Below are 20415 nucleotides of genomic sequence, written 5' to 3'. Positions count from 1 at the left end.
GGCCGGTGTGCGAGGCTCGGCCGCGTGGCGGAGTTCCGGACATCGGGCGCCGGGCGCGCCCGACGGCGCCCGGGGCGAGGGCGGCTCCTCGCCACCGGCGTCCCGCCGGCCGGCGCCGCCCGGATCGTCGACCGCTGAGCCCGACCCTGGCGGGAATGGACCCTGCCGGACTTGTCCACAGGTCCGACGGACCGGCCGTGGTTGTCCACAGGCCCGTCGGAGTGTCACTCTGCGCCAGTAGGGTGTGAGACATGGCCGACCCCTCCAGCTACCGCCCCAAGCCGGGACAGATCCCGGACTCCCCTGGGGTGTACAGGTTCCGCGACGAGCACCGCCGGGTGATCTACGTCGGAAAGGCGAAGAGCCTGCGCCAGCGCCTGGCGAACTACTTCCAGGACCTGGCGGGCCTCCACCCGCGCACCCGCTCGATGGTCACCACGGCCGCGTCGGTGGAGTGGACGGTCGTGTCCACGGAGGTCGAGGCGCTCCAGCTGGAGTACTCCTGGATCAAGGAGTACGACCCCCGGTTCAACGTGAAGTACCGCGACGACAAGAGCTACCCGTATCTCGCGGTGACGATGAACGAGGAGTTTCCGCGCGTCCAGGTGATGCGCGGCCACAAGAAGAAGGGCGTCAGGTACTTCGGGCCGTACGCGCACGCGTGGGCGATCCGGGACACCGTCGATCTGCTGCTGCGCGTCTTCCCCGTACGCACCTGCTCCGCCGGCGTCTTCAAGAACGCCGCCCGCACCGGCCGGCCCTGCCTGCTCGGCTACATCGGCAAGTGCTCCGCGCCCTGCGTCGGCCGGATCTCCGCCGACGACCACTGGGAACTGGCCGACGAGTTCTGCGACTTCATGACGGGCCGCACCGGCACCTACCTCCGCCGTCTGGAGAAACAGATGATGGAGGCGGCCGAGGAGATGGAGTACGAGCGGGCCGCCCGCCTGCGCGACGACATCGAGGCCCTGAAGAAGGCCATGGAGAAGAACGCGGTGGTGCTCGCGGACGCCACCGACGCCGACCTGATCGCGGTCGCCGAGGACGAGCTGGAGGCGGCCGTCCAGATCTTCCACGTCCGCGGCGGACGCGTGCGCGGCCAGCGCGGCTGGGTCACCGACAAGGTCGAGGAGATCACCACCGGCGCCCTCGTCGAGCACGCCCTGCAGCAGCTGTACGGCGAGGAGACCGGCGACGCCGTCCCCAAGGAGGTGCTCGTCCCGGCCCTGCCCGACCCGGTCGAGCCCGTCCAGGAGTGGCTCACCGGGCGCCGCGGCTCGGGCGTCTCGCTGCGCATCCCGCAGCGCGGCGACAAGCGGGCCCTGATGGAGACCGTGGAGCGCAACGCGCAGCAGGCGCTCATCCTGCACAAGACCAAGCGCGCCTCCGACCTGACCACGCGCTCGCGTGCCCTGGAGGAGATCGCCGAGGCCCTCGACCTGGACAGCGCCCCGCTGCGGATCGAGTGCTACGACATCTCGCATCTCCAGGGCGACGACGTGGTGGCCTCCATGGTCGTCTTCGAGGACGGCCTGGCCCGCAAGAGCGAGTACCGCCGCTTCCAGATCAAGGGCTTCGAGGGCCAGGACGACGTCCGCTCCATGCACGAGGTGATCACCCGCCGCTTCCGGCGCTACCTCGCCGAGAAGGAGCGCACGGGCGAGTGGACCGACGGCGAGAGCGCCCTCGCCGACGGCACCGCCCCCGCGGTCGACGGTTCCGACCCTGCCGCCGACGGCACCATCCTCGCCAACGGCAAGGAAGCCCCCCTTGTCGGCAGCCTCAAGGACGACGAAGGCCGCCCCAAGCGGTTCGCCTACCCGCCCCAGCTCGTCGTGGTGGACGGCGGGCAGCCCCAGGTCGCGGCCGCCCGGCGCGCGCTGGACGAGCTCGGGATCGACGACATCGCCGTCTGCGGCCTTGCCAAGCGCCTGGAGGAGGTCTGGCTGCCGCACGACGACGACCCGGTCGTCCTGCCCCGCACCAGCGAGGGCCTCTACCTCCTCCAGCGCGTCCGCGACGAGGCCCACCGCTTCGCGATCACCTATCAGCGCACCAAGCGGGCCAAACGCTTCCGCTCCGGCCTCCTGGACGACGTACCGGGCCTCGGCGAGACCCGCAAGCAGGCGCTGATCAAGCACTTCGGCTCGGTGAAGAGGCTGCGTGCCGCGACGATCGACCAGATCTGCGAGGTCCCGGGCATAGGCCGCAAGACGGCCGAGACCATCGCCGCGGCCCTCGCGCAGGCGGCTCCGCCCGCCCCCGCCGTGAACACGGCGACCGGAGAGATCATTGAAGATGAGGAACCCGAAACGACGGCGGGTTCCCCCGGAGATCCCGTGACAACGGGCGCCCCGGAAGAACGACGGGGGCAGGAGACATGACCGAGCACGAGCACGACGCACACCCCACGGACGAGCGAGATCAGGCGCCCGTAGCAGCGCCCCACGAACACGACGCACGCCAGGAAGACGGAGCACAGGTGAGTACGGACAGCACGCCGCCCGGGATCCCCGAGGCGGCCATCCCCGAGCTGGTGATCATCTCCGGCATGTCCGGGGCCGGCCGTTCGACGGCCGCCAAGTGTCTGGAGGACCTCGGCTGGTTCGTGGTCGACAACCTCCCGCCCGCCCTTATCCCCACCATGGTGGAGCTGGGCGCCCGCTCCCAGGGCAACGTGGCACGGATCGCGGTCGTCGTCGACGTCCGCGGCCGCCGCTTCTTCGACAACCTCCGCGAGTCCCTCGCCGACCTGGAGTCGAAGAACGTCACCCGGCGGATCGTCTTCCTGGAGTCCTCCGACGACGCCCTGGTGCGCCGCTTCGAGTCGGTGCGCCGCCCGCACCCCCTCCAGGGCGACGGTCGGATCGTCGACGGCATCGACGCCGAGCGCGAGCTGCTGCGTGAGCTGCGCGGCGACGCCGACCTGGTGATCGACACCTCCAGCCTCAACGTGCACGAGCTGCGCGCCAAGATGGACGCCCAGTTCGCCGGCGAGGAGGAGCCCGAGCTGCGGGCCACCGTCATGTCCTTCGGCTTCAAGTACGGCCTCCCGGTCGACGCCGACCTGGTGGTGGACATGCGCTTCCTGCCCAACCCGCACTGGGTCCCGGAGCTGCGCCCCTACACCGGCCTCAACGAGGAGGTCGCGGCGTACGTCTTCAACCAGCCCGGCGCGAAGGAGTTCCTCGACCGGTACGCGGAGCTCCTGCAGCTGGTTGCCGCGGGCTACCGCCGGGAGGGCAAGCGCTATGTGACCATCGCGGTCGGCTGCACGGGCGGCAAGCACCGTTCGGTCGCGATGTCGGAGAAGCTCGCCGCGCGCCTCGCGGCCGAGGGCGTGGAGACGGTGGTCGTACACCGGGACATGGGACGGGAATGACAGGACGTACTCCGCGGCTGGGCCGGCTGCGCAGGGTGGCGCCGGAGGGGCGGGTGAGCCGGCCGGTGGAGGCCCGGGGCGCGAGACCGCGCCGCCGGGGCACCCAGCCCAAGGTCGTCGCGCTGGGCGGCGGCATGGGCCTGTCCGCCTCGCTGGCCGCGCTGCGCCGGATCACCGGCGACCTCACCGCCGTGGTCACCGTCGCCGACGACGGCGGCTCCAGCGGGCGACTGAGGGACGAGCTGGGCGTGCTGCCGCCCGGCGACCTGCGCAAGGCGCTGGCCGCGCTCTGCGGCGACGACGACTGGGGCCAGACCTGGGCCCGGGTCATCCAGCACCGCTTCCAGTCGCAGGGCGAGATCAACGGGCACGCGGTCGGCAATCTGCTGATCGTCGCGCTCTGGGAGCAGCTCGGCGACCACGTCCAGGCCCTGGACCTGGTCGGCAAGCTGCTGGGCGCGCACGGCCGTGTGCTGCCCATGTCCGCCGTGCCGTTGGAGCTGCAGGCCCTGGTCAAGGGGCATGACCCGCGGCGCCCGGAGGACGTGGACACGGTCCGCGGACAGGCGACCGTGGCGCTCACCCCGGGCGAGGTGCAGTCCGTGCACCTCGTGCCGCACGACCCGCCCGCGGTCCCCGAGGCGGTGGCGGCCGTCCTCGACGCGGACTGGGTGGTGCTGGGCCCCGGATCCTGGTTCTCCTCGGTCATCCCGCATCTGCTCGTGCCCGAACTGCTGGACGCCCTCATGGAGACCAAGGCGCGCCGGGTACTCTCGCTGAACCTCGCGCCGCAGCCGGGAGAAACCGAGGGCTTCTCCCCGCAGCGTCATTTGGAGGTTTTGGGACGACACGCCCCTAAACTCGCCCTGGACGTGGTGCTGGCCGACGAGGCCGCCGTGCCCGACCGCGACTCCCTGACCGACGCCGCCACCCGGTTCGGGGCCGCTGTCGAGCTGGCGACGGTGGCCCGGACCGACGGAACGCCCCGGCACGACCCGGAGCTCCTCGCCGCCGCGTACGACCGTATTTTTCGGATGCATGGAAGGATCGGCCCATGGCGATGACGGCAGCGGTGAAGGACGAGATCTCCCGGCTCCCCGTCACCCGGACCTGCTGCAGAAAGGCGGAGGTCTCCGCCATCCTGCGGTTCGCCGGCGGCCTGCACCTGGTGAGCGGCCGCATCGTGATCGAGGCGGAGCTGGACACGGCGATGGCGGCCCGCCGGCTCAAGCGGGACATCCTGGAGATCTTCGGCCACAGCTCGGAACTGATCGTGATGGCGCCCGGCGGTCTGCGCCGGGGCTCGCGGTACGTCGTGCGCGTGGTCGCCGGCGGTGACCAGCTGGCCCGCCAGACGGGCCTGGTCGACGGCCGCGGGCGCCCCATCCGGGGCCTGCCCCCGCAGGTGGTCTCCGGCGCGACCTGCGACGCCGAGGCGGCCTGGCGCGGGGCCTTCCTGGCGCACGGCTCGCTGACCGAGCCCGGCCGGTCCTCCTCGCTGGAGGTGACCTGCCCGGGGCCCGAGGCCGCGCTCGCGCTGGTCGGCGCCGCCCGTCGGCTGTCGATCGCCGCGAAGGCCCGTGAGGTGCGGGGCGTCGACCGGGTGGTCGTCCGCGACGGCGACGCGATCGGCGCCCTGCTCACGCGTCTCGGCGCGCACGAGTCGGTGCTGGCCTGGGAGGAGCGCCGGATGCGCCGCGAGGTGCGGGCCACGGCGAACCGGCTCGCCAACTTCGACGACGCGAACCTGCGCCGCTCCGCCCGCGCGGCCGTGGCCGCCGGTGCCCGGGTCCAGCGCGCGCTCGAGATCCTCGCCGACGAGGTGCCCGAGCACCTCGCGGCGGCCGGTCGGCTGCGCATGGAGCACAAGCAGGCCTCCCTGGAGGAGCTGGGCGCGCTCGCCGACCCGCCGCTGACGAAGGACGCGGTCGCCGGCCGGATCCGCCGACTGCTGGCGATGGCCGACAAGCGCGCCGCCGACCTCGGCATCCCGGGCACGGAGGCCAACCTCAGCGAGGAGCTGGCCGACAACCTCGTGGGCTGACGGGTCCCCAGCTCACGGCCTCTCGGACTGACGGTCTCTCAAGGACGCCGGTGATGTGCCCCGATCGGGTGATATCACCGGCGTTTCCCTGTCCTTGAGGCGCCCTTGACTGGATCATGAACTGTCATGAGCCTGGCAGAGTTCGCTGCTGTGGCGAACCTATGCAAGGGGGGTTCATGAGACGTAGAGCGAGATCGATCCTCGCTGTCGGCACGCTCCTGCTCGGCGGAGCGGCCCTCGCACCCATCGCCCAGGCACAGCCCGCAAACGCGCCGAAGCCCGACCCGGACGAGGTCAAGGTGTTCCGCGCCGAAGTCACGAAGAAGCAGGTACCCCTGCTGCTGGCGGCCGGCCAGGACGGGCACGAACTCAGTGAGCAGGCGCCCGAGAAGGGCACCGCCACCGTCGAGGTCTACCTCACCGACAAGCAGGCGGACGAACTCGAGAAGAAGGGTGTCGAGCTCACCGAGCACACCCTTTCGGCCAAGGCCGAGAAGCGCGTCGAGGCGGCCTCCGACGGCGTGTTCCGCCCCTACAGCGGCAGCGGCGGGCTCAAGGAGGAGATCCTCCGCACCGGGCAGCAGAACCCGGGCCTCACCAAGGTCGTCTCCATCGGCAAGACGGTGGGCGGCCAGGACATCCTCGCGCTCAAACTGACCAAGAACGCGAAGAAATCCAAGGACGGCGCCAAGCCCTCGGTCCTGTACGTGTCCAACCAGCACGCACGCGAGTGGATCACGCCGGAGATGACCCGCCGGCTGATGCACTACTACCTGGACAACTACAAGACCGACCAGCGGGTCAAGAAGGTCGTCGACTCCACCGAGCTGTGGTTCGTGCTGTCGGCCAACCCCGACGGCTACGACTACACCTTCCAGAACACCGACAACCGCCTCTGGCGCAAGAACCTGCGGGACGTCAACGGCGACGGCGCGATCTCCACCGGCGACGGCGTCGACCTCAACCGCAACTTCCCCTTCAAGTGGGGCTACGACGACGAGGGTTCGTCCCCCAACCCCACCAGCCAGACCTACCGCGGCGCGAGCCCCGGCTCCGAGCCCGAGACCAAGGCACTCGACGCCTTCGAGAAGCGGATCGGGTTCACGTACGGCATCAACTACCACTCCGCCGCCGAGCTGCTGCTCTACGGCGTCGGCTGGCAGGTCGCCACCGACACCCCGGACGACGTCCTCTACAAGGCGCTCGCCGGCACCCCCGACAACTCCGCGATCCCGGGCTATCACCCGCAGGTGTCCTCGGAGCTGTACACGACGAACGGCGAGGCGGACGGCCACGCGGCGAACGTCAACGGCACCGCGATGTTCACCCCGGAGATGTCGACCTGCCAGACCGCGTCGAACATCGACCCGAACGACCAGTGGAACGCCACCGACTGCCAGTCGGTCTTCAACTTCCCGGACGACGAGAAGCTGATCCAGGACGAGTTCACCAAGAACATCCCGTTCGCGCTCTCCGTCGCCGAGTCCGCAGCGCGCCCCGACCAGCCGAAGTCCGCGGTCGGCCTGAGCGCCGCCGACTTCACCCCCGCGCCGTTCAGCACCTCGTACTCGCGCGGCGCTGACCAGGAGGTCTCCGTCGTCGTACGGAAGGCGGTCCGCGACAAGGAACTCAAGTACCGCGTCAACGGCGGCCGTACGCACGACCGGGCTCTCAAGCCCTGGAAGGGCGGCGAGACCTACGGCGGGGACGACAACCTCTACTTCGACGAGTACCGCGCCAAGGTGAAGGACGGCGAGCCGGGCGACAAGGTCGAGGTGTGGTTCACCGGTCGGACGAAGGCCGGGAAGAAGGTCTCCAGCCCGCACTTCACCTACACCGTCGCCGCGCGGCCCAAGGCCGACACGCTCGTCGTCGCCGAGGAGGGCGCGACCGCCGCACAGGCGCAGACCTACGTCGACGCGCTGAAGGCCAACGGCCGCAAGGCCGTCGTCTGGGACGTCGCCACCCAGGGCGCGCCCGACGCGCTCGGCGTGCTGGGTCACTTCGACACGGTCGTCCACTACACGGGCGCGAGCACCCCCGGCAATCTCACCCAGCTCGAACTGCGCGCCTACCTCAACGAGGGCGGCAAGCTGATCGAGGCGGGCGAGCTGGCCGGCGGCACCGTCGACCTCGGTGACGGCACCCTGTCCGACGACTTCAGCCAGTACTACCTGGGCGCCTACTCCCGTACGTCGACCCCCGGCGCCACCGGATTCACCGGCTCCGGCAAGCTCGCCGGTTTCAGCGGGGCCCTCGGCGCCGCCACCGGCAACCCGCTGGACAAGGCGGGCACCTACGGGGTCACCTCCGACGAACTGCCGACCGCCACGTTCCCGCAGTTCGCCAGCGCCGGCGGCGGTCAGTTCTCCGGCACGGTCAACCCCTACGGCCCGTACGCGGGCTCGTACATGGCCGCCGCGGTGCACACCGACGATGCCTACAAGCGCCTCACCCGCACCATCGATCTCAGCGGTGTCGGCGCGGCGAGCAAGCCGGCGCTGCGGACCCGGTTGCTGTGGGACACCGAGCCCGGCTACGACAACGCGATCGTCGAGGTCCACACCGTCGGCGCCGACGACTGGACCACGCTCCCCGAGGCGGGCGGCGCCACCGGCACCGCCGTACCGGCGGAGTGCGGCGCCGGCTTCTACATCGGCGAGCACCCGTGGCTGAAGCACTACCTGACCCTCGGGGCGAACGACTGCACCGCGACCGGCACCACCGGCTCCTGGAACGCCCTCACCGGTGCCTCCAGCGGCTGGCAGCAGGTCAGCTTCGACCTGAGCGCCTACGCGGGCAAGAACATCGAGGTCTCGATCAGCTATGTCTCCGACCCCGGCTTCGGCGGCCACGGCGTCCTCGCCGACGACGCGTCGCTGGTCGTCGGCGGCACCGCCACCGAGACCGAGGGCTTCGAGACCTCGCTCGGCGCCTGGAAGGCCGCCGGACCGCCCGCGGGCAGCCCGGCCGTCCTGAAGGACTGGACCCGCACCGGAGCCCTGTTCCAGACGTACGGCGCGGTCACCACCGACGACACCGTGCTGCTCGGCTTCGGCCTGGAGCACGTGACCTCGGCGGCCGACCGCAAAACGCTCATCGGAAAGGCCCTCGCATCACTTGATCAGTGACACACCGGTCAACGATCTTTGACGCCCCGTGACGAAATCGGGCGACAAAGGCCTCAGGTCCGGGCGGTCCGTACCCCTACTGGCGGGTACGGACCGTCCTGCCGTGTATGGGCGGAGTCGATGTCACCACGGGGCCCTCGGAGAGGTAGGGTCGGGGGTGGTCGGGGACATCCCAAATACAGCTCGCCGGCACCGCATGGCCGGCGTACCAACGAGGAGATCGGTTCGTGACGATCCGCGTAGGCATCAACGGCTTTGGCCGCATCGGTCGTAACTACTTCCGCGCGCTGCTGGAGCAGGGTGCTGACATCGAGATCGTGGCTGTCAACGACCTGGGTGACACCGCGACCACCGCGCACCTGCTGAAGTACGACACCATCCTGGGCCGCCTCAAGGCCGAGGTGTCGCACACCGCCGACACGATCACCGTCGACGGCCACACCATCAAGGTCCTGTCCGAGCGCAACCCCGCCGACATCCCGTGGGGCGAGCTCGGTGTCGACATCGTCATCGAGTCCACCGGCATCTTCACCAAGAAGGCCGACGCCGCGAAGCACCTCGCCGGTGGCGCCAAGAAGGTCCTCATCTCGGCTCCGGCCAAGGACGAGGACATCACCATCGTGATGGGCGTCAACCAGGACAAGTACGACCCGGCGAACCACCACGTCATCTCCAACGCCTCCTGCACCACCAACTGTGTGGCGCCGATGGCCAAGGTCCTCGACGAGAACTTCGGCATCGTCAAGGGCCTGATGACGACGGTCCACGCGTACACCAACGACCAGCGCATCCTGGACTTCCCGCACTCGGACCTGCGCCGCGCCCGCGCCGCCGCCGAGAACATCATCCCGACCACGACGGGTGCCGCGAAGGCCACCGCCCTGGTCCTCCCGCAGCTCAAGGGCAAGCTCGACGGCATCGCGATGCGCGTCCCGGTCCCGACCGGCTCGGCCACCGACCTGGTCGTGACGCTCCAGCGCGAGGTCACCAAGGACGAGGTCAACGCCGCGTTCAAGAAGGCCTCCGAGGACGGCGACCTCAAGGGCTACCTGGCCTACACCGAGGACGAGATCGTCTCCTCGGACATCGTCAGCGACCCGGCCTCCTGCACCTTCGACTCCTCCCTGACCATGGTCCAGGAGGGCAACACGGTGAAGATCCTGGGCTGGTACGACAACGAGTGGGGCTACTCCAACCGTCTCGTGGACCTGACGGTCTTCGTCGGCAACCAGCTCTGATCGTCGGATCAGGCACCCCGATGTGAACGCAGGGCTCGGGCAGCGCAGGGACGCGCCGCCCGGGCCCTGAGTCACGTGCAGAACCGCCCTGTCTACGATCACGGAGCATCACCAGCCCTCGGGAGTCCCTTTCATGAAGACGATCGACGAACTCCTCGCCGAAGGAGTGACCGGCCGGCGGGTCTTCGTCCGCGCCGACCTCAACGTGCCGCTGGACGGCGCCACCATCACCGACGACGGCCGTATCCGCGCCGTCCTGCCCACCGTCAAGGCCCTCGCGGACGCGGGCGCCAAGGTGGTCGTCGCCTCCCACCTGGGCCGCCCCAAGGGCGCCCCGGACCCGGCGTTCTCCCTCGCCCCCGCCGCCGCCCGGCTCGGCGAACTCCTCGGCTCCGCCGTGGCCTTCGCGACCGACACCGTCGGCGACTCCGCCCGGGCGACGGTCGCCGGCCTCATCGACGGCCAGGTCGCCGTCATCGAGAACCTGCGCTTCAACGCGGGTGAGACCGCCAAGGACGACGTCGAGCGCGGCGCCTTCGCCGACCAGCTCGCCCAGCTCGCGGACGTCTACGTCGGCGACGGCTTCGGCGCGGTCCACCGCAAGCACGCCTCCGTGTACGACCTGCCGGCCCGGCTGCCGCACGCCGCGGGCTTCCTCATCGCCACCGAGGTCGGCGTCCTGAAGAAGCTCACCGAGGACGTCCGGCGTCCCTACGTCGTCGCGCTCGGCGGCGCCAAGGTCTCCGACAAGCTCGCCGTCATCGACGAGCTGCTCGGCAAGGCCGACCGGATCCTCATCGGCGGCGGGATGGCGTACACCTTCCTCAAGGCCAAGGGCTACGAGATCGGCAGCTCCCTCCTCCAGGAGGACCAGATCCCGGCCGTCCAGGAGTACATCGAGCGCGCGGAGAAGACCGGCGTCGAGCTGGTGCTGCCCGTGGACGTGCTGGTCGCCCCCGCGTTCCCGGACCTGAAGACCAAGGCCCCCGCGCACCCCACCGCCGTCGCCGCGGACGCCGTCCCCGCCGACCAGATGGGCCTGGACATCGGTCCGGAGACCCGCAAGCTGTACGCCTCGAAGATCACCGACGCCGCCACGGTCTTCTGGAACGGCCCGATGGGCGTCTTCGAGCACCCCGATTTCGCCGAGGGCACCAAGGCGGTCGCCCAGGCCCTCCTCGACTCCCCGGCCTTCACGGTCGTCGGCGGTGGCGACTCCGCCGCCGCCGTCCGCCTCCTGGGCTTCGACGAGAACGCATTCGGCCACATCTCGACCGGCGGCGGCGCCTCCCTCGAATACCTCGAGGGCAAGACGCTCCCCGGCCTCGCCGCACTGGAGGACTGACCCTCAATGAGCACGCGCATTCCGCTGATGGCGGGCAACTGGAAGATGAACCTCAACCACCTCGAGGCCATCGCCCACACCCAGAAGCTCGCCTTCGCCCTGTCCGACAAGGACTACGAGGCCGTCGAGGTCGCCGTCCTGCCGCCCTTCACCGACCTGCGCTCCGTGCAGACCCTGGTCGAGGGCGACAAGCTCGCCATCAAGTACGGCGCCCAGGACATCTCGGCGCACGAGTCCGGCGCCTACACCGGCGAGATCTCCGGCCCGATGCTCGCCAAGCTGAAGTGCACGTACGTGGCCATCGGCCACTCCGAGCGCCGCCAGTACCACGCCGAGACCGACGAGCTGGTCAACGCCAAGGTCAAGGCCGCCTTCAAGCACGGCCTCACCCCCATCCTGTGCGTCGGCGAGGAGCTGGAGGTCCGCGAGGCGGGCAACCACGTCTCCCACACCCTCGCCCAGGTCGAGGGCGGTCTGAAGGATATCCCCGCCGACCAGGCCGAGACGATCGTGATCGCCTACGAGCCCGTCTGGGCCATCGGCACCGGGAAGGTCTGCGGCGCCGCGGACGCCCAGGAGGTCTGCGCCGCCGTCCGAGGCAAGATCGCCGAGCTCTACTCGCAGGAGCTGGCCGACAAGGTCCGCATCCAGTACGGCGGCTCCGTCAAGGCCGGCAACGTCGCCGAGATCATGGCACAGGCCGACATCGACGGCGCGCTGGTCGGCGGCGCCTCGCTGGACGCCGAGGAGTTCGTCAAGATCGTGCGTTTCCGCGATCAGTGAGCCGGGCCGTGAGTAGGCGGTAGGCCCGATCCGTCGTACCCTTGCGGGGGCACAGCCGAGGTGCTGTGCCCCCGTCGTTATCCGAATCCGAGGAAGTTGGTCCAGCCGTGGTTCTGGGGTTCTCGATCGCCCTGATCGTCTTCAGCCTGCTGATGATGCTGCTGGTGCTGATGCACAAGGGGAAGGGCGGCGGCCTCTCCGACATGTTCGGTGGCGGCATGCAGTCCTCCGTCGGCGGCTCCTCGGTCGCCGAGCGCAACCTCGACCGCATCACCATCGTGATCGGTGTGCTGTGGTTCGCGTGCATCATCGTCCTCGGCATCCTGATGAAGACGAACAGCTGATCAGCCTCTCACAGGCACGCACATTCCGTACGTAAGGCCCCATGTTCGGTACGCGCAGCTGAGCGCGGCCTATCATGGGGCTTGCGTCTGGGTGGGGAGCTGTAACTCCAATCACTGGACGCGCGTTGGGCCTTACGTAGACTGAGGCGCTCGCAGCGAAGCGAAACGCCGACTCGCTTTGCGGCACCATCACGCAGGGAGTTACGACCGTGGCAAGTGGCAACGCGATCCGAGGAAGCCGGGTCGGGGCGGGGCCGATGGGCGAGGCCGAGCGGGGCGAGTCCGCGCCCCGTCTGCGCATCTCCTTCTGGTGCTCCAACGGGCACGAGACGCAGCCCAGCTTCGCCAGCGACGCGCAGGTTCCCGATACCTGGGACTGCCCGCGCTGCGGCTTCCCGGCCGGTCAGGACCGGGACAATCCCCCGGCCCCGCCGCGCACCGAGCCCTACAAGACGCACCTCGCCTATGTGCGGGAGCGGCGCAGCGACGCGGACGGCGAGGCGATCCTCGCCGAGGCGCTCGCCAAACTGCGGGGCGAGATCTAGAAGTTGAGACCGGCCGGGTGCCCACGAGGTACCTGGCCGGACCTGTCTGCCGCCTCGGCGACCGGCCGTCGCCGGATCCGTCGCCGGACCGATTGTCAGTGGCCTCCTCTACGGTTCTTCGTGTGGGTTCCCGTGTCCGCGGTGAACCGGCGGGCCGGAGGGGGAGCCGTGACGGGGGTCGAGGCGGGGGAGGGGTGTGCGCCCGCGTGGCGCGGAGGTTTCGGGCGACTGTGGAGTGCCGCCGTGATCTCGCGCTTCGGGGACGCGCTGCGCACGGCCGCCCTGCCGCTGCTCGCCGTGCGGCTCACGGACGAGCCGCTGGTCGTCGCCTCGGTGACCGCCTGCGGCTATCTCCCCTGGCTGCTGTTCGGACTGCTCGGCGGGGCCGTCGCCGACCGGGTGGACCAGCGGCGGGCGATGTGGGCCGTCGACACCGTACGAGGATTGCTCGTCGCCGGCTTCGCGCTCGCCGTGGGCCTCGGCCACGCCTCCGTCCCGCTGCTGCTCGCCCTCGCCTTCCTGCTGACCACCCTCCAGACCCTCTTCGACAACGCCTCCACGGCCCTGCTGCCGTCCCTGGTGCCCCGCCAGGCCCTGGGCAGCGCCAACGCCCGGCTGATGACCGGCCAGCAACTCGCCGGCGGCCTGCTCGCCGGACCGTTCGTGCCCCTGCTGCTGGGCATCGGCGCCTTCATGCCGTTCGCCGCCGACGCGGGCAGCTATCTGCTGGCCGCCGCCCTGGTCGCCTCCCTGCGGATACAGCCGCCCGAGCGGGAGCCGCGCCCCGCGGGCAGCACCCTGCGGGCGGAGATCGCCGAGGGGCTGCGCCATCTCTGGCGCGACCGCGTCCTGCGACCGGTCTGCGTGGCCACCCTGCTGTGCAACATCGGCATGGGCGCCCTCATCGCCACCCTGGTGCTGCACGCGACGCGCTGGCTGCACGCGGGCACCACCGGGTACGCCGCGGCCATGACGGTGTACGCGCTCGGCAGCCTCGCCGGCGGCTTCGTCGCCCAGCGCCTCGCGCGCCGCACCGGCCGGGCGCGGGCCCTGCTGCTCGGCGGGAGCGTCCAGGTCGTGTCGCTGCTGCTCATGGGCACCGTCCGCCACCTGGGCGCGCTGCTCGCGGGCATGCTGCTGCTCGGGATCATGGGCATGGTGTGGAACGTCAACCAGGTCACGCTGATGCAGCAGCGCAGCCCCGAGTCCATGGTCGGCCGCATCGCCTCCGCCTTCCGTACGGCGTCCACGTCCGGCGCTCCCCTGGGCGCCCTGCTCGGCGGAGCCGCGGCCGGTGCCCTCGGCCTCAACGCGCCCGCGCTGCTGGCGGCCCTGCTCTTCGCCCTGGCCGTCGCCGCGTTGATACCCGCGGGCCGGGCGGACGTACCTGTTGTTGTCCCGCAGGACGGTTCGTCGTCCGCTCGGGTGACCCGCTGATCAACTAGGTTGTGACAGGCGGGGCAAGGCGTGCACAGCAGCACGGACAGGTGAGGAAGGGCTGAAGTCCGACATGAACGCAGACGGCCGTACGAGGCTCAACCAGACGCCCGAGTGGACGGCTCTGGCCAAGCACCACGAGGAGCTCGGTGAGGTACAGCTGCGAGAGCTGTTCGCCGCCGACCCGGAGCGCGGCAGCGGGTACACGCTGCAGGTCGGGGACCTGCACGTCGACTACTCCAAGCACCTCGTCACCGACGAGACGCTGAGGCTGCTGCGCGAGTTGGCCGCGGCCACCGACGTCTTCGGCCTCAGGGACGCCATGTTCCGCGGCGAGAAGATCAACACCACCGAGCACCGCGCGGTGCTGCACACCGCCCTGCGCGCCCCGCGCGAGACGGTGGTCGAGGTCGACGGGGAGAACGTGGTCCCCGCCGTGCACGCCGTCCTGGACAAGATGGCCGACTTCTCCGAGCGTGTGCGCTCCGGCGCCTGGACCGGCCACACCGGCAAGCGCATCAAGAACGTGATCAACATCGGCATCGGCGGGTCCGACCTCGGGCCCGCCATGGCCTACGAGGCGCTGCGCAGCTACACCGCCCGCGACCTCACGGTCCGCTTCGTGTCGAACGTCGACGGTGCCGACCTGCACGAGGCCACCCGCGACCTGGATCCGGCCGAGACGCTGTTCATCATCGCTTCCAAGACCTTCACCACCATCGAGACGATCACCAACGCCACCTCGGCCCGCACCTGGCTCCTGGACGCGCTGGTCGACAACTCGGCCGTCGCCAAGCATTTCGTGGCGCTGTCGACCAACGCCGAGAAGGTCGCCGACTTCGGCATCGACACGGCCAACATGTTCGAGTTCTGGGACTGGGTCGGCGGTCGCTACTCCTACGACTCGGCGATCGGCCTCTCCCTGATGATCGCCATCGGGCCGGACCGCTTCCGCGAGATGCTCGACGGTTTCCACCTGGTCGACGAGCACTTCCGCACCGCCCCCGCCGAGTCCAACGTGCCACTAATGCTCGGCCTGTTGGGCGTCTGGTACGGCAACTTCCACGACGCCCAGTCGCACGCCGTGCTGCCCTACAGCCACTACCTGTCCAAGTTCGCCGCCTACCTCCAGCAGCTGGACATGGAGTCCAACGGCAAGTCCGTCGACCGGGACGGCAAGGGAGTCGACTGGCAGACCGGCCCGATCGTCTGGGGCACGCCCGGCACCAACGGGCAGCACGCCTACTACCAGTTGATCCACCAGGGCACCAAGCTGATCCCGGCCGACTTCATCGGCTTCGCCCGCCCGGTCGACGAGCTCAGCGACGAGCTCACCGCGCAGCACGACCTGCTGATGGCCAACTTCTTCGCCCAGACCCAGGCGCTGGCCTTCGGCAAGACGCCCGAGGAGGTGCGTGCGGAAGGGGTGCCGGAGGAACTGGTCGCCCACAAGACGTTCCAGGGCAACCACCCCACCACCACGATCCTCGCCCGCGAGCTGACTCCGTCGGTCCTCGGCCAGCTCATCGCCCTCTATGAGCACAAGGTGTTCGTCCAGGGCGCCGTGTGGAACATCGACTCCTTCGACCAGTGGGGCGTGGAGCTGGGCAAGGTCCTCGCCAAGCGCGTCGAACCCGCGCTGACGGAGGGCGCCGAGGTCCCCGGCCTGGACGCGTCGACCACGGCGCTGGTTGCCAAGTACCGTGAGCTGCGGGGCCATTAGCCGACAACATCCCGTGTGTAGACTCCCGGGCGATCATGTACACGATTGCTCGGGAGCCTCACGTGGGCAACGCACATCGCAGGCGCTGGACCGACGGTGAGCTGACGGTCGGGTCCTACCTGCTGCCCCATCGCGCGGCGCGGGCGGTGTTCCACCCCGCCTGGATCCCGGACTCGCTCGACCCGACCGTGGAGCGGCTCAAGCGGGCCAGGGTCGCCGTCGGATTCGTCGCGGCCCTCGGCGTCCACCTGGTCATCGAGACAGGGTTCTCCTGGGTGGATCTGCCGAGGAACGCCACGATCGCATCGATCGTGCTCTTTTGCGTCACCCCGCTGACGACCGGTGTGATGCTCCTGGTCTGGCGGCGCGGTGCCACCGTGCGCCGGATGCGGGCGCGCCTCCTCGACACGGTCAAACTGCTCTCACTCTTCACCGCCTCGGCCTTCTTCTGCTTCGAGCTGTTCGTCTTCGGCGAGAAGGTGGGGACGATCCCGAAGATCGTCCTGAACGGGCTGGGCCTGTGGATGGGCTTCTTCGTGATCTGGGGTGCGGTCATGCTCACCGGCAACTTCTTCGGCACCGCCGCGGTGCACCGCTGTCTGCCGCCGCTGCTCGCCACCGTGACGAGCTGGGTGATGGCCGTTCCCGACCTGGTCAGCCCCGAAGACCGCGGCATGGACGACTTCGTCGGAGTGGTGTGCATCCTGTCCGCCCCGGTGACGGTCACGGCGATCGCCCTGCTGGAGACGCATCGCCTCAAGAAGCACCACGGCATCCGCCTCATGTCCCACCCGGCCACCTTCCCACCCGCCCCGGCGCCGGCCCCGCAGCCGACGGCGTACGTGCCCCAGCAGGGCACCCCGTTCAGCCCCCACAACGGACGGAACCCGTACGGCGCTTGACCGTACGGGTTCCGTGAGCACGTCGGCTCAGGGAGACGACGGCGGATACAGCGACCTCGGCAGCTGCGAGGCCGCCGCCTGGTCCAGGAGCCACAGGGTGCGGGCACGGCCCCGGGCTCCCGCCGCCGGGGCCTGGATCTCGCCCGCGCCCGACAGGGCGATCGCCGCGGCCTGCGCCTTGTCCTCGCCGGCCGCCAGCAGCCACACCTCACGGGCCGCCCGGATCGCCGGAAGGGTGAGGGTGACCCGGGTCGGCGGCGGCTTGGGCGCGCCGCGGACGCCGACCACCGTGCGCTCGGTCTCCCGTACGGCCGGCAGCTCGGGGAAGAGCGAGGCCACATGGGTGTCCGGGCCGACGCCCAGCATCAGGACGTCGAAGGTGGGCACGGTGCCGCCCGCGGCGTCAGCCGCTGATTTCATGGTCTCGGGGCCGGCCGCACGGGCCAGCTCCTCGGCGTACGCCTCCGCGGCGGCCTCGACGTCGGCGCCGTGGGGACCGTCGGACGCGGGCATGGCGTGCACGCGCTTCGGGTCCAGCGGCACCGCGTCCAGCAGGGCCTCGCGGGCCTGGGTGACATTGCGCTCCGGGTCGCCCTCGGGCAGGAACCGTTCGTCGCCCCACCACAGGTCGAGCCGGCCCCAGTCGATGGCGTCCCGGGCCGGCGCGGCCGCCAGGGCGGCGAGCAGGCCGTTGCCGTTGCGGCCGCCGGTGAGGACCACGGACGCGGAGCCCCGGGAGGCCTGCGCGTCCACGATCTTCGTGATCAGACGGGCCGCCGCGGCCTGCGCCATCAGGTCCTTGTCGCGGTGCACGACCAGTTGCGGCGCGCTCACTTCGCCGCCGCCTTGTCGGACAGGCCGGAAGGGACCGGCTTCAGCGGTGCCTGCGCCTCCCCTTCCTCCCCGGGAGCTTCCGCAAGGCCTTCGGAGGCGTCCGGTTCTCCTTTGGCCGGCTCGGCTTCGACCTCGGCCTTCTCCACCGCGACCTCGGCCTGCTCGACCGCGGCCCCGGCCTTCTCGACCGCGGCAAGGGCCCGCGCGACCGCGTCCCCGCTCGGCGAGACCGTCGAGGCAGAGGCCGACGCGTTCAGCCGGTCCACCCCGAACCGCAGGGCGGACGCGTAGGTGTCGTCCGGGTCCAGCCGGCGCAGCTCCTCCGCGATCAGCTCGGCCGTGTCGCGGCGCTTCAGCGCCACCGCGCGGTCGGGCTGCCCCTGGATGGAGAGCGTGGCCAGCGAGCCGTCGGCCCGGTCCAGGACGATCGGCCCGGAGGAGGTCGCCATGCGGACGGCGGTGAGCCCGGGGCCGCCCGACAGCGAGCGCCTGACGGGCACGTCCAGCCGGTCCGCGAGCCACATCGCCAGCAGCTCGCAGCTCGGGTTGAACTCCTCGCCCTCCACCTCGACCGACTGCACCGTGCAGGTGACCTGGTCCAGGGCCGCGGCCAGCATCGAACGCCAGGGCGTGATGCGGGTCCAGGACAGGTCCGTGTCACCCGGGGTGTAGGTGTCGGAGCGGGCGCCGAGCTCGCGCACCGGCTGCTCGGAGGCGTAGGTGTCGGTGACGCGGCGCTGGGCCAGCGCGCCGAGCGGGTCGGCGGCCGGGTCGAGCGGCGCGTTCACCGGCCACCAGACGACGACCGGCGCGTCCGGCAGCAGCAGCGGCAGCACGACGGACTGGGCGTGGTCGGACACCTCGCCGTACAGCCGCAGCACCACCGTCTCGCCGGTGCCCGCGTCCGCGCCCACCCGCACCTCGGCGTCCAGCCGGGACTGCGTGCGGTCGCGGGGGGTGCGGGAGACGCGCTTGATGACCACGAGCGTGCGCGAGGGGTGCTCGCGGGAGGCGTCGTTGGCGGCCTTGAGCGCGTCGTACGCGTTCTCCTCGTCGGTGACGATGACCAGGGTGAGCACCATGCCCACGGCCGGGGTGCCGATCGCCCGGCGGCCCTGGACCAGCGCCTTGTTGATCTTGCTGGCGGTGGTGTCCGTGAGGTCTATCTTCATGGCCGGCGCCAGCTCCGTCCGTCTCGTTCGAGCATCTGGTCCGCCTCGACGGGCCCCCAGGTACCGGCGGGGTACTGTGCGGGCCTGCCGTTCTCGTCCCAGTACCGCTCGATCGGGTCGAGGATCTTCCAGGACAGCTCGACCTCCTCCGTGCGGGGGAAGAGGTTCGAGTCGCCGAGCAGCACGTCGAGGATGAGGCGCTCGTACGCCTCGGGCGAGGACTCCGTGAACGACTCGCCGTAGGCGAAGTCCATGGACACGTCCCGGATCTCCATCGAGGTGCCGGGCACCTTGGAGCCGAAGCGGACGGTCACGCCCTCGTCGGGCTGGACGCGGATGACGATCGCGTTCTTGCCGAGCTCCTCCGTCGCCGTGTGGTCGAAGGGGGAGTGCGGGGCGCGCTGGAAGACGACCGCGATCTCGGTGACCCGGCGGCCGAGCCGCTTGCCGGTGCGCAGGTAGAAGGGGACGCCCGCCCAGCGGCGGTTGTCGATCTCGACCTTGATGGCGGCATAGGTGTCGGTCTTCGACCGGGGGTCGATGCCGTCCTCTTCGAGGTAGCCGATGGCCTTCTCGCCGCCCTGCCACCCGGCCGCGTACTGGGCGCGCACGGTGTCCCGGCCGAGGTCCTCGGGCAGCCGTACGGCCCCGAGCACCTTGGTCTTCTCGGCGGCCAGCGCGTCCGCGTCGAAGGAGGCCGGCTCCTCCATGGCCGTGAGGGCCATGAGCTGGAGGAGGTGGTTCTGGATGACGTCACGGGCGGCGCCGATGCCGTCGTAGTAGCCGGCGCGGCCGCCGATGCCGATGTCCTCGGCCATCGTGATCTGCACGTGGTCGACGAAGGACCGGTTCCAGATCGGCTCGAACATCGTGTTGGCGAAGCGCAGCGCCAGGATGTTCTGGACGGTCTCCTTGCCCAGGTAGTGGTCGATGCGGAAGACCTGGTCCGGGGCGAAGACCTCGTGGACGACCTTGTTGAGCTCCTCGGCGGACTCCAGGTCGTGGCCGAAGGGCTTCTCGATGACCGCGCGCCGCCAGGAGTCCTTCGTCTGGTCGGCCAGCCCGTGCTTCTTCAGCTGCTGGATGACCACCGGGAAGGAACGCGGCGGCACGGAGAGGTAGAAGGCGAAGTTGCCGCCCGTGCCCTGCGCCTTGTCGAGCTCCTCGATCGTGGCGCGCAGCCGCTCGAACGCGTCGTCGTCGTCGAAGGTGCCCTGCACGAAGCGCATGCCCTGGATGAGCTGCTGCCAGACCTCCTCGCGGAAGGGCGTGCGGGCGTGCTCCTTGACGGCGTCGTGGACCTCCTGCGCGAAGTCCTCGTTCGCCCATTCACGGCGGGCGAAGCCCACCAGGGAGAAGCCCGGCGGCAACAGACCCCGGTTGGCGAGGTCGTACACGGCGGGCATGAGCTTCTTCCGGGAGAGATCGCCCGTGACGCCGAAGATGACCAGGCCCGACGGCCCCGCGATACGCGGGAGCCGTCGGTCGGCGGGGTCACGAAGCGGGTTCGCTCCGGAACCGGAGAAGGGGGACAA

General features: G+C 70.5%; 16 protein-coding genes. 13 read left to right on the top strand and 3 right to left on the bottom strand.

Going from position 1 to position 20415, the window contains the following annotated elements:
• The first annotated feature begins 251 nt into the window (after positions 1 to 251).
• The 13 genes from uvrC to ACIRF9_RS05330 all read left to right on the top strand — a co-directional run bounded on the left by uvrC (position 252) and on the right by ACIRF9_RS05330 (position 16874).
• Complete coding sequence (uvrC, locus tag ACIRF9_RS05390; protein WP_403816683.1) at positions 252 to 2384, top strand: excinuclease ABC subunit UvrC; 2133 nt, start codon at positions 252 to 254, stop codon at positions 2382 to 2384.
• On the top strand, positions 2381 to 3382 hold the full coding sequence (gene rapZ, locus ACIRF9_RS05385; protein ID WP_403816681.1) for an RNase adapter RapZ: 1002 nt from the start codon (positions 2381 to 2383) through the stop codon (positions 3380 to 3382). The genes uvrC and rapZ overlap by 4 nt, the downstream gene beginning before the upstream one ends.
• The gene (yvcK, locus tag ACIRF9_RS05380; RefSeq protein WP_403816680.1) at positions 3379 to 4446 is read left to right on the top strand and encodes a uridine diphosphate-N-acetylglucosamine-binding protein YvcK; all 1068 of its coding nucleotides are present in this window, start codon (positions 3379 to 3381) and stop codon (positions 4444 to 4446) included. Before rapZ ends, yvcK begins: the two co-directional genes overlap by 4 nt.
• The gene (gene whiA / locus ACIRF9_RS05375; RefSeq protein ID WP_403816677.1) at positions 4437 to 5426 is read left to right on the top strand and encodes a DNA-binding protein WhiA; all 990 of its coding nucleotides are present in this window, start codon (positions 4437 to 4439) and stop codon (positions 5424 to 5426) included. The genes yvcK and whiA overlap by 10 nt, the downstream gene beginning before the upstream one ends.
• A 176-nt stretch (positions 5427 to 5602) precedes the next feature.
• A complete protein-coding gene (locus tag ACIRF9_RS05370) occupies positions 5603 to 8557 on the top strand; it encodes a M14 family zinc carboxypeptidase (RefSeq protein WP_403816674.1) in 2955 nt (984 codons plus the stop codon).
• A 227-nt stretch (positions 8558 to 8784) separates the two neighbouring features.
• Positions 8785 to 9795 (top strand): type I glyceraldehyde-3-phosphate dehydrogenase, encoded by a 1011-nt coding sequence (gene gap, locus ACIRF9_RS05365; protein ID WP_403816672.1) that lies wholly within the window; start codon positions 8785 to 8787, stop codon positions 9793 to 9795.
• A 133-nt stretch (positions 9796 to 9928) separates the two neighbouring features.
• Entirely contained in the window at positions 9929 to 11140 is a 1212-nt protein-coding gene (locus ACIRF9_RS05360; protein WP_403816669.1) for a phosphoglycerate kinase, read from the top strand.
• 6 nt (positions 11141 to 11146) lie between these two features.
• Complete coding sequence (tpiA, locus tag ACIRF9_RS05355) at positions 11147 to 11923, top strand: triose-phosphate isomerase (RefSeq protein ID WP_403816666.1); 777 nt, start codon at positions 11147 to 11149, stop codon at positions 11921 to 11923.
• A gap of 113 nt (positions 11924 to 12036) precedes the next feature.
• Positions 12037 to 12267, top strand: a complete 231-nt coding sequence (secG, locus tag ACIRF9_RS05350) for a preprotein translocase subunit SecG (RefSeq protein WP_403817926.1) — start codon at positions 12037 to 12039, stop codon at positions 12265 to 12267.
• Positions 12268 to 12476: 209 nt separating this feature from the next.
• Positions 12477 to 12812, top strand: a complete 336-nt coding sequence (locus ACIRF9_RS05345; protein ID WP_010352468.1) for an RNA polymerase-binding protein RbpA — start codon at positions 12477 to 12479, stop codon at positions 12810 to 12812.
• 243 nt (positions 12813 to 13055) lie between these two features.
• Positions 13056 to 14249 (top strand): MFS transporter, encoded by a 1194-nt coding sequence (locus ACIRF9_RS05340; protein ID WP_403816663.1) that lies wholly within the window; start codon positions 13056 to 13058, stop codon positions 14247 to 14249.
• Positions 14250 to 14322: 73 nt separating this feature from the next.
• A complete protein-coding gene (gene pgi / locus ACIRF9_RS05335; RefSeq protein ID WP_403816661.1) occupies positions 14323 to 15972 on the top strand; it encodes a glucose-6-phosphate isomerase in 1650 nt (549 codons plus the stop codon).
• Positions 15973 to 16034: 62 nt separating this feature from the next.
• Positions 16035 to 16874: a hypothetical protein gene (locus tag ACIRF9_RS05330; protein ID WP_403816658.1), complete on the top strand. Its 840-nt coding sequence runs from the start codon at positions 16035 to 16037 to the stop codon at positions 16872 to 16874.
• 27 nt (positions 16875 to 16901) lie between these two features.
• On the opposite strand, the gene pgl is transcribed toward ACIRF9_RS05330, so the two are convergent.
• Genes pgl through zwf form a run of 3 tightly spaced genes read right to left on the bottom strand, consistent with a single transcriptional unit; the run spans position 16902 to position 20415 of the window.
• Positions 16902 to 17708, bottom strand: a complete 807-nt coding sequence (gene pgl, locus ACIRF9_RS05325; RefSeq protein ID WP_403816655.1) for a 6-phosphogluconolactonase — start codon at positions 17706 to 17708, stop codon at positions 16902 to 16904.
• Entirely contained in the window at positions 17705 to 18880 is a 1176-nt protein-coding gene (opcA, locus tag ACIRF9_RS05320) for a glucose-6-phosphate dehydrogenase assembly protein OpcA (protein ID WP_403816652.1), read from the bottom strand. The genes pgl and opcA overlap by 4 nt, the downstream gene beginning before the upstream one ends.
• On the bottom strand, positions 18877 to 20415 hold the full coding sequence (zwf, locus tag ACIRF9_RS05315) for a glucose-6-phosphate dehydrogenase (protein ID WP_403816649.1): 1539 nt from the start codon (positions 20413 to 20415) through the stop codon (positions 18877 to 18879). Before zwf ends, opcA begins: the two co-directional genes overlap by 4 nt.

The sequence above is a fragment of the Streptomyces sp. NPDC096132 genome (assembly GCF_044763345.1).
GTDB lineage: Bacteria > Actinomycetota > Actinomycetes > Streptomycetales > Streptomycetaceae > Streptomyces.
Note: the sequence above shows the minus strand (reverse complement) of the source record. Positions and strands in the feature narration are given on the sequence as shown.

Excerpts from the sequence above, each read along its gene's own strand:
- uvrC (WP_403816683.1), top strand. The coding sequence starts at position 252 with ATGGCCGACCCCTCCAGCTACCGCCCCAAGCCGGGACAGATCCCGGAC.
- rapZ (WP_403816681.1), top strand. The coding sequence starts at position 2,381 with ATGACCGAGCACGAGCACGACGCACACCCCACGGACGAGCGAGATCAG.
- yvcK (WP_403816680.1), top strand. The coding sequence starts at position 3,379 with ATGACAGGACGTACTCCGCGGCTGGGCCGGCTGCGCAGGGTGGCGCCG.
- whiA (WP_403816677.1), top strand. The coding sequence starts at position 4,437 with ATGGCGATGACGGCAGCGGTGAAGGACGAGATCTCCCGGCTCCCCGTC.
- ACIRF9_RS05370 (WP_403816674.1), top strand. The coding sequence starts at position 5,603 with ATGAGACGTAGAGCGAGATCGATCCTCGCTGTCGGCACGCTCCTGCTC.
- ACIRF9_RS05360 (WP_403816669.1), top strand. The coding sequence starts at position 9,929 with ATGAAGACGATCGACGAACTCCTCGCCGAAGGAGTGACCGGCCGGCGG.
- tpiA (WP_403816666.1), top strand. The coding sequence starts at position 11,147 with ATGAGCACGCGCATTCCGCTGATGGCGGGCAACTGGAAGATGAACCTC.
- pgi (WP_403816661.1), top strand. The coding sequence starts at position 14,323 with ATGAACGCAGACGGCCGTACGAGGCTCAACCAGACGCCCGAGTGGACG.
- opcA (WP_403816652.1), bottom strand. The coding sequence starts at position 18,880 with ATGAAGATAGACCTCACGGACACCACCGCCAGCAAGATCAACAAGGCG.